Raw genomic sequence first — 7236 nt, 5'->3', positions numbered from 1 at the left:
ATGATGTCGAGGTTCGCCGAGATCTCCAACCGGCCGTCGTCGGTGATGCGGTCGGTGTAGGAGTTGATTCTCTTGTCTTCGGCGGCAGGTAAACCGCCAGGAGTCTCCGCGGCCAGTTCGTTGCCCAACTGTCGTGCGTAGAGGTTGATCTCGGCGGGGGTGAAGCCGGCGAAGTAGTGCGACAGGAGTTTCCGCAGGTATTCACAGCGTTGGACGGTGTCGAGGGGTTCGGAGGAGCGGGTGTCGATGTGCGCCAGCCCGCGCACGATGGCGTCGGTGTGTTCGGACGAGATGGACCCGTCAGCGGCATGCGCCAACAACAGATCGATGTCGCCGGTGGCAGCAATCCGCACATACCGACCTGCGACGGCGGGTGCGCAACCCATGCTGATCAACAACTCCCGTAGCCGCGTGGTCTTGTGATCGGCCACGCCCAGCCGATCCATCTCTCCGGTGAGGGTGGTCGCGTGATGATCAACCAGGTTCCGCAACAACAGGACTTGTTTCATCGCACCGTAAGCCTGTGGCCCGGTCATCTCCGGATTCCATTGAAGGTCGCTGAGTCGGCTGACGATCGCGGCGAAAACTGCCTCGGCGTCAAGAGCTTCGGTGGTGTCGATCATGGGCCCCTCCCCAGTGGCTGATCGGTGAGATGACTCCACTCTACTCGAACATACAGAGTAGCGCAAGGGTGTTCGATTATTCTGCGGAGGGAAAGGTGCTTGTGGACAACGGGTTTCGTTGGTGGGCTGGCTGAGGTTTTCTGTCGGTGGGGTGTGGTAGGGGTGCGGGTTTCGCTGTGGTTGGTGGATGTGGTTGGGAGGCTGGTTGTCTCGCCGGGTCTCGAGGCTCGCCGCACGCGGCTCGCACCTCGACCATCGGGAGGAAAGGTCTTCGATTGTCGGGGGGTTGCGACCATCGGGGGGAAGGCCCGGTGCCTGGGACATCGGGGAAGGTTCCGGCTATCGGGCAGGGCGAGTTGCTCGACCATCGGGGGAAGACGTCTCGAGGACGTCGACGTCAAACATCAGGAAGACCACGTCGAACGGCGGACGAGGGTTAAGGTCGAAAGATGTCGTCACGAGTGACCTTCATCGAACTGACCGGCGGAAAAGGTCACAACATCCTCAGCGCCAGCCCCGGTCCGAACCTGACAGCCCACCGATATGACGAGCGCGAATATGCTGCTGTCGGACGAGCCCGCCGATTCGAGAGCACCTCGTCCGGAGACGTTGCCGAAGCCGTCTCCGCGGAGTTCACCACCCGAATCCTGGTGCGGCGCCCCGAGAATGACTCCGATTTCAACGGATACGTCGTCGTCGAGTGGTTCAACGTGTCCAGCGGAACCGACGCCGCACCCGAGTACACGTACCTCGCGCCGGAGATCGTCCGATCGGGGTGTGCCTGGGTGGGGGTTTCGGCGCAGTACACCGGCATCGAGGGCGGTGCCGGATCTGTCGGAATGGACGACGGTGACACGCCCACGCGTCTCGCCGACAAGGACCCCGATCGATATGGGTCACTACGCCACCCGGGTGACGGTTACAGCTACGACATCTTCGGCGCCATCGGTGGCGCACTCGCCGCGAACCACACTCAAGGCCACCCACTGGCCGGACTCACCGTGCGCCGACTACTGGCCGCGGGCGAATCCCAATCGGCCATGGCACTGACGACCTACGTGAATCATTTCGCCAACCTACACAACGTCTTTCACGGGATTCTGATTCACAGCCGGTCTCTTGGCGCTCTGCCGCTCGGCGAGGCCGACGGCCCCGCCGACATCACCGAAGCCTATCGCGGGTTACCTGTGCGGATATCCAACGATCTGACCGTTCCGGTCTTCGTCGTGCAAACCGAGACCGACGTTCTCACCAACTTTCAGTATGTGCAAGCCCGACAACCGGATTCGTCTCTGCTGCGCGTATGGGAGATGGCCGGGACGTCGCATGCCGATTTCGCTCAGATCGGCGAGTACGAGTCGATGCTCGGTTGTCCGGCGCCGGTGAACCGCGGTCAGCAGCGCTTTGTGCTGCGTTCGGCGTTGCACCATTTGCGGTCGTGGGTCGACGAGGAGTCGGAGCCCCCGGTCGCGGACCCGCTGCTGGTCGTCGACGCCGGGGACGGCCACCGGTTCGAACTCGACCAGGTGGGCAATGCGCGCGACGGCGTGCGCACTCCGTGCGTGGACGTACCGACCCAGATCCTCAGTGGCGTGGTCGAGGACGACGTGCCCCGCATTTGTGTGCTGTTCGGCGTCACGACGCCCCTGCCGCCGACGGTCATCGCCGATCTCTACCCTGACCAGGACACCTACCTCAAGCGTTACACCGAGGCGGCCGACACAGCGATCGAGGCCGGCTTTGTCCGCCCGGATGATCGCGCCGAAGTGATCGCCGATGCCCGCATCGATCTGGTGGCCGACGCCGACGCCTTCCGCTAGATTAGAACACGTTCTAGTCTGGTTTCGGTCCGCGGATCGCCACGGCCGGCACGACCCGGGAGTCGCCGCATGCAGTTCACCCTCGAGGACATCTCCGACGACGAGATCGCCCGTCGCCGCGCGATCTATGAACCGCTGACGGACTCCGTGCGCCAGCTCATCGATGCGGTGATTCGCACCGAGGTGCCCGACGACGTGGTGGCGGCGGCGCGCGAGCGGATCGACGACATCGTCGACACCTTGCGCGCCGAGCAGATCGACGGTCCGTACGGCGTGCGCTATACGCCCGACTTCGTCGGAATGCCGTGGGGCAATTCGGTTGTCGGCGTTCGTAATGCCATCGCTCCTCCGTTGCGGACCCGCCACGACGGGCACGAGGTGTCTGCCGAGTTCACCCTCGGTGCCGCCTATGAGGGTCCCGGTGATCATGTGCATGGCGGAGTGGCCGCGATGATCCTCGATCAGGTACTCGGCGAGGCCGCCAGCGTCGACAACGTGCCGTGTTACACCGGGACGATCTCGCTGCGCTACGTGCGCCCGACGCCACTGGGACCGCTGACCGCACGCGCGTCGATCGTCGGTCGCGACGGCCGCAAGAAGACCGTCCGGGGCACCCTCGCCGACACCGACGGGGTCACCGTCGAGGCCGAGGGCGTGTTCATCGTTCCCCGCGACTGGACCGGGCGCATGCCGCGCGCGTCCAAGGACCACTCCCCCGCTCACACGCAGGACTGACATTGCGAACTGCGGTCATCTCGATGGGGAAGGCGCGGTGATCGACTCTCCGCGACCCGTGGCGTCACGCGCGGTACCGTCGATGCATGAGCAGCGTCGTTCCCGAGCAAGATCCGTCCGCGCCGACACCGTTCAGCGAGGCTGAGGCACAACGGGTCCGCTCGATCTGGGGCACGTTGGGACTGCCGGGTTTGATCGACGTCCACACCCACTTCATGCCGAGGTCGGTGATGGACAAGGTGTGGGCGTACTTCGACTCGGCAGGCCCGCTCGTCGGACGCGAATGGCCGATCACCTATCGAGCCGACGAGGACGTCCGGGTGGCTGCGTTGCAGGCTTTCGGTATTCGCGCGTATTCGTCACTGGTGTATCCGCACAAGCCGAACATGGCTGAGTGGCTCAACGGATGGGCCGCCGACTTCGCCGCCCACCACCCCGACTGTCTGCACACCGCAACCTTCTACCCCGAGGAGCCGGCGACCGCCTACGTCTCGAAGGCCATCGCCGCGGGCACCCGGGTCTTCAAGTGCCACATCCAGGTCGGCGCCTTTTCACCACTGGATCCGCTGCTCGACGGTGTGTGGTCGCAGATCGCCGACGCGCAGGTCCCGGTGATCATCCACTGCGGCTCCGGGCCGGCACCGGGCACCTACACCGGGCCCGAGCCGATCGCCCGACTTCTCAAGCGATTCCCGTCGTTGCCGCTCATCGTCGCCCACATGGGCACACCGGAATACGAGGAATTCCTCGGCCTCGCCGAACGATTCGAGAATGTGCGGCTCGACACCACGATGTCGTTCACCGACTTCTCCGAGGCCGACGCGCCGTACCCACCCGAGCTACGACCCCGGCTGGCCGACCTGGGACCAAAGATCTTGTTCGGCAGCGACTTCCCGAACATCCCCTACGCCTACACCCACGCCCTCGACGCGATCGTGCGGCTGGATCTGGGCGACGACTGGGTACGCGGGGTCCTCTATCGGAATGCGGCGGGGTTGTTCGGTGTGAACTGAGCCCCTCTCGGAAGACTCAACTCGAGAAACGACGAGCTCCCTTGTCTGCCCGGCGAAACACGGTCAGCGCCTGATGAAGCTGTTCGTCGGTGTCTTGGAATATCCAGTACTTTTCCATGACGGCGACCACGGCGTCGTCATTGCCTGCGCGGTACATCTGTTCGCAGTCCTCGCACAATGCCCAAAACGAGGGGAGCGAATGCCCTTTGCCATAAACGCGATAGCTGGTCCTGTCGATGTCGAGTGGATGTACCCAGACGACATTGACGCTTCCGCAGATTGCGCATGACTGGTCGGTGCTGTTGGTCGGCGCGCCGTCGACCCAGTCGTCCGGATACCTCGGCGCACCTTTTGCCGGTGTGACGACGGCGGCATACCCACCCGCCGGCCTCGGTGGCGCCTGCACGTAGTGATCAGCGAACCATCCGGTCGACGGGATTCGCGGGACCGCGTCGCGGTCACCGCGCTCACACGGGATCGGGCGGCGATCATCGGGCCAGAGCACCTCCACACGGGATGCGGCGTCGAGGATGATTCCCGCGTCGAACGTGATCTTTCGTTCCGAAAGTCCGAGGAAAGGTGCCGCAGTGACGAGTACAGACTCGCTGCGAGGCGGCAGGTGGTCGAGGCCGAAGGCGAAGGAGGCGTTGTGGGCGCCGGCTGTGCCGCGGAACCGCCCGAGTCCACCCGCATTCAACTCCGGCGACGGCAGATTGGACGAGGTCGTCCCGTCGGCCCATTCGAACCCGACCAGCAACGGAACCACGGAGCTGCGGTGACCATCGCGCCCGAACCACAGTCCGCCGTCAAAAGTCATCGCGTCCTTGCGGATTCGAACCTCGACGGTCATCTCGACCCCGGTGGTGTACGCCACCGTCTGGTTAATCCAGACCACCACGTCGGCGCAACGATTGATCACGCCGTCGAGCGGTACCCGGACCCCTACCTCGTTGAGTGGGGGTATCCACCTGATCATCACCTCGCGCCGTCTCCGATCACTGCGCCGCAGCCCTACCCCCGCGCCGCGATCCGCGCCCGGACCTCCGGACGCCGCAGCGGCGGTACGGTTTTCGGCGGCTGGCGACGCTCCGGGAGCTCATCGAGCAGGGTGCGCGTGGCGGCGGTCACCGCGATGACCGCCGCCTCGAACACCTCGGCGTTGGCTGCCGACGGATGACGGATGCCGCTCACCTTGCGAACGTATTGGCGCGCGGCTGCCTCGATTTCTTCCTCGGTCGCCGCGGGTTCGAGTCCGCGCAGTTCGGTGATGTTGCGGCACATGAGGTGACCTCTCAATCGGCGATGTGGACGACGGCTTTCCCCAGGATCCGCCCTTCGGCGAGATCGGTCAATGCGGTCGGTAGCTGATCAAGGGTGTAGGTGGTGTTGACCTGCGGACTCAGCCCCGCGGCGATCATCTCGGTCAGCTCGTCGTGCAACAGTTCCGGCACACCGGGGTGGGTGCGCACGTACTCACCCCAGGCGGCGCCGACGACGGCGATGTTGCGGAACAGCACGCGGTTCAGCTTGACGGTCGGGATGCCGCCGGCCGCGAAGCCGATGACCACGTACCGACCGTCGGGGGCGACCTGGCGCAGCGCCTCGTCGAACACCTCGCCGCCGGACGGGTCGATCATCACGTCGACACCCTCGGGCGCGATCTTCTTCAGTTCGGCTCCCCAGCCCTCTTCGAGCTGGATGACCTCGTCGGCGCCTGCGCTGCGGAGCAATTCCTCGGCACCCTTGCGGTGCACGATCGCGATGACCTTGGCGCCCATCGCCTTGGCCACCATGATCGACGCGGTCCCGACGCCACCCGCAGCGCCGAGCACCCCGACGACCTCACCGGGCGCGGTCTGTGCGCGCAACTTCAGCGCGAACAGCGCGGTCTGATAGTTGATGCCGAGCGCGGCGCCCTGATCGAAGGTCAGCCCCTCGGGCAGGGGCAGCAGCTGCTCGGGCGAGGCGGCCAGCTGTTCGGCGAAGCCGCCGACGATGGACGCGACGAGAACCTTGTCGCCCACCTTCACCGACGACCCCTCGGGAGCCTGGCGCACCACGCCTGCGACCTCGGTGCCGGGCGTGAACGGCGTCGGCATGCGGAGCTGGTACTTTCCCTGACTCATCAGCAGGTCGGGGAAACAGATCCCGCACGACTTGATGTCGACGAGGACCTGGCCCTCGGCGGGCGTCGGATCGGGGACGTCGGTCAGTTCGAGGGCGGACGGTCCGGACTCTGCGGTGAGCACCTGAGCTTTCATGGTTGTCCACCCTACGCCGGGGAGAACAATCGCTCGGTCGGTAACCGCAGAGATGCCCTAGGATCGGTTTTCATGACCGCCTCGCCGGCATCGCAGCCGCTCTCCGCTCCCTCACCCGAACGTCGTCAGGTCGCCGACGACGCGCCGGGCTTCATGCCGCTCGACGAGGCGCAAACCCTGTTCGAGATCGCCGGTGAGTATCTGACACAACCGGATTCGACAAAGGTCGGCGTGGAGATCGGCACCTATTGCGGCAAGTCGACGGTATTCCTCGGCTCGGCGGCCGAGGCGGCAGGGGCGGTGATCGTCACCGTCGACCACCACCGCGGCTCCGAGGAACACCAGCCCGGCTGGGAGTACCACGACGAGTCTCTCGTCGATCCGCATTCGGGCACGCTGGACACCTCAGCCCGCTTTCGGCGCACGATGTTCGACGCCGGCCTCGAGCAGACCGTGATCGGAATGCTCGCACCGTCGACCGTCGCGGCCCGGGCCTGGGGCAAACCCGCCGACTTCGTGTTCATCGACGGCGGCCATTCGATGGAGGCCGCGCAGAACGACCTCGACGGGTGGGCACCGTGGGTGCGCATCGGTGGCGCGCTGCTGATCCACGACGTGTTCCCCGATCCCGCCGACGGCGGCCGTCCCCCCTACGAGATCTACTGCCAGGCCTTGGAGACCGGACAGTTCACCGAGGTCCGCGCGGAGGGTTCGTTGCGCGTCCTGCGACGCGACTCCGGCGAGGTCGGGGCTCCGTTGCCGCGGGGTTGACCGTCGCCGAACA

At 65.5% G+C, this 7236-nt stretch carries 7 protein-coding genes and 1 pseudogene; 4 read left to right on the top strand and 4 right to left on the bottom strand.

Annotation, left to right across the window (positions count from 1 at the left end; genetic code table 11):
- Positions 1 to 623: pseudogene (locus tag B1964_RS04645) on the bottom strand (HNH endonuclease); the annotation flags it as partial.
- Positions 624 to 1072: 449 nt separating this feature from the next.
- Between B1964_RS04645 and B1964_RS04640 the strand changes: the two are divergent.
- The 3 genes from B1964_RS04640 (at position 1073) to B1964_RS04630 (ending at position 4191) form a co-directional block, all read left to right on the top strand.
- Positions 1073 to 2443, top strand: coding sequence for an alpha/beta hydrolase domain-containing protein (locus B1964_RS04640; protein WP_079929029.1), 1371 nt, complete (start codon positions 1073 to 1075; stop codon positions 2441 to 2443).
- Between the two features lie 69 nt (positions 2444 to 2512).
- Positions 2513 to 3178: a PaaI family thioesterase gene (locus B1964_RS04635; RefSeq protein WP_079929028.1), complete on the top strand. Its 666-nt coding sequence runs from the start codon at positions 2513 to 2515 to the stop codon at positions 3176 to 3178.
- 86 nt (positions 3179 to 3264) lie between these two features.
- Positions 3265 to 4191 (top strand): amidohydrolase family protein, encoded by a 927-nt coding sequence (locus tag B1964_RS04630; protein WP_079929027.1) that lies wholly within the window; start codon positions 3265 to 3267, stop codon positions 4189 to 4191.
- Between the two features lie 16 nt (positions 4192 to 4207).
- Here B1964_RS04630 and B1964_RS04625 read toward each other — a convergent pair whose 3' ends face one another.
- From B1964_RS04625 to B1964_RS04615, 3 genes are read right to left on the bottom strand one after another with little or no spacing between them, the layout of a single operon-like run.
- Entirely contained in the window at positions 4208 to 5167 is a 960-nt protein-coding gene (locus B1964_RS04625) for a hypothetical protein (protein ID WP_139765626.1), read from the bottom strand.
- A gap of 35 nt (positions 5168 to 5202) precedes the next feature.
- The gene (locus B1964_RS04620; protein WP_079929025.1) at positions 5203 to 5472 is read right to left on the bottom strand and encodes a DUF2277 family protein; all 270 of its coding nucleotides are present in this window, start codon (positions 5470 to 5472) and stop codon (positions 5203 to 5205) included.
- 11 nt (positions 5473 to 5483) lie between these two features.
- A complete protein-coding gene (locus B1964_RS04615) occupies positions 5484 to 6452 on the bottom strand; it encodes an NADPH:quinone oxidoreductase family protein (RefSeq protein ID WP_079929024.1) in 969 nt (322 codons plus the stop codon).
- 72 nt (positions 6453 to 6524) lie between these two features.
- Between B1964_RS04615 and B1964_RS04610 the strand changes: the two genes are divergently transcribed.
- Positions 6525 to 7223, top strand: a complete 699-nt coding sequence (locus B1964_RS04610; protein WP_006367791.1) for a class I SAM-dependent methyltransferase — start codon at positions 6525 to 6527, stop codon at positions 7221 to 7223.
- The last annotated feature ends 13 nt before the right edge of the window (positions 7224 to 7236 follow it).

The organism is Gordonia sp. i37 (genome assembly GCF_002043085.1).
Taxonomy (GTDB): domain Bacteria; phylum Actinomycetota; class Actinomycetes; order Mycobacteriales; family Mycobacteriaceae; genus Gordonia; species Gordonia polyisoprenivorans.
Note: the sequence above shows the minus strand (reverse complement) of the source record. Positions and strands in the feature narration are given on the sequence as shown.

Excerpts from the sequence above, each read along its gene's own strand:
- B1964_RS04640 (WP_079929029.1), top strand. The coding sequence starts at position 1,073 with ATGTCGTCACGAGTGACCTTCATCGAACTGACCGGCGGAAAAGGTCAC.
- B1964_RS04635 (WP_079929028.1), top strand. The coding sequence starts at position 2,513 with ATGCAGTTCACCCTCGAGGACATCTCCGACGACGAGATCGCCCGTCGC.
- B1964_RS04630 (WP_079929027.1), top strand. The coding sequence starts at position 3,265 with ATGAGCAGCGTCGTTCCCGAGCAAGATCCGTCCGCGCCGACACCGTTC.
- B1964_RS04625 (WP_139765626.1), bottom strand. The coding sequence starts at position 5,167 with ATGATCAGGTGGATACCCCCACTCAACGAGGTAGGGGTCCGGGTACCG.
- B1964_RS04620 (WP_079929025.1), bottom strand. The coding sequence starts at position 5,472 with ATGTGCCGCAACATCACCGAACTGCGCGGACTCGAACCCGCGGCGACC.
- B1964_RS04615 (WP_079929024.1), bottom strand. The coding sequence starts at position 6,452 with ATGAAAGCTCAGGTGCTCACCGCAGAGTCCGGACCGTCCGCCCTCGAA.
- B1964_RS04610 (WP_006367791.1), top strand. The coding sequence starts at position 6,525 with ATGACCGCCTCGCCGGCATCGCAGCCGCTCTCCGCTCCCTCACCCGAA.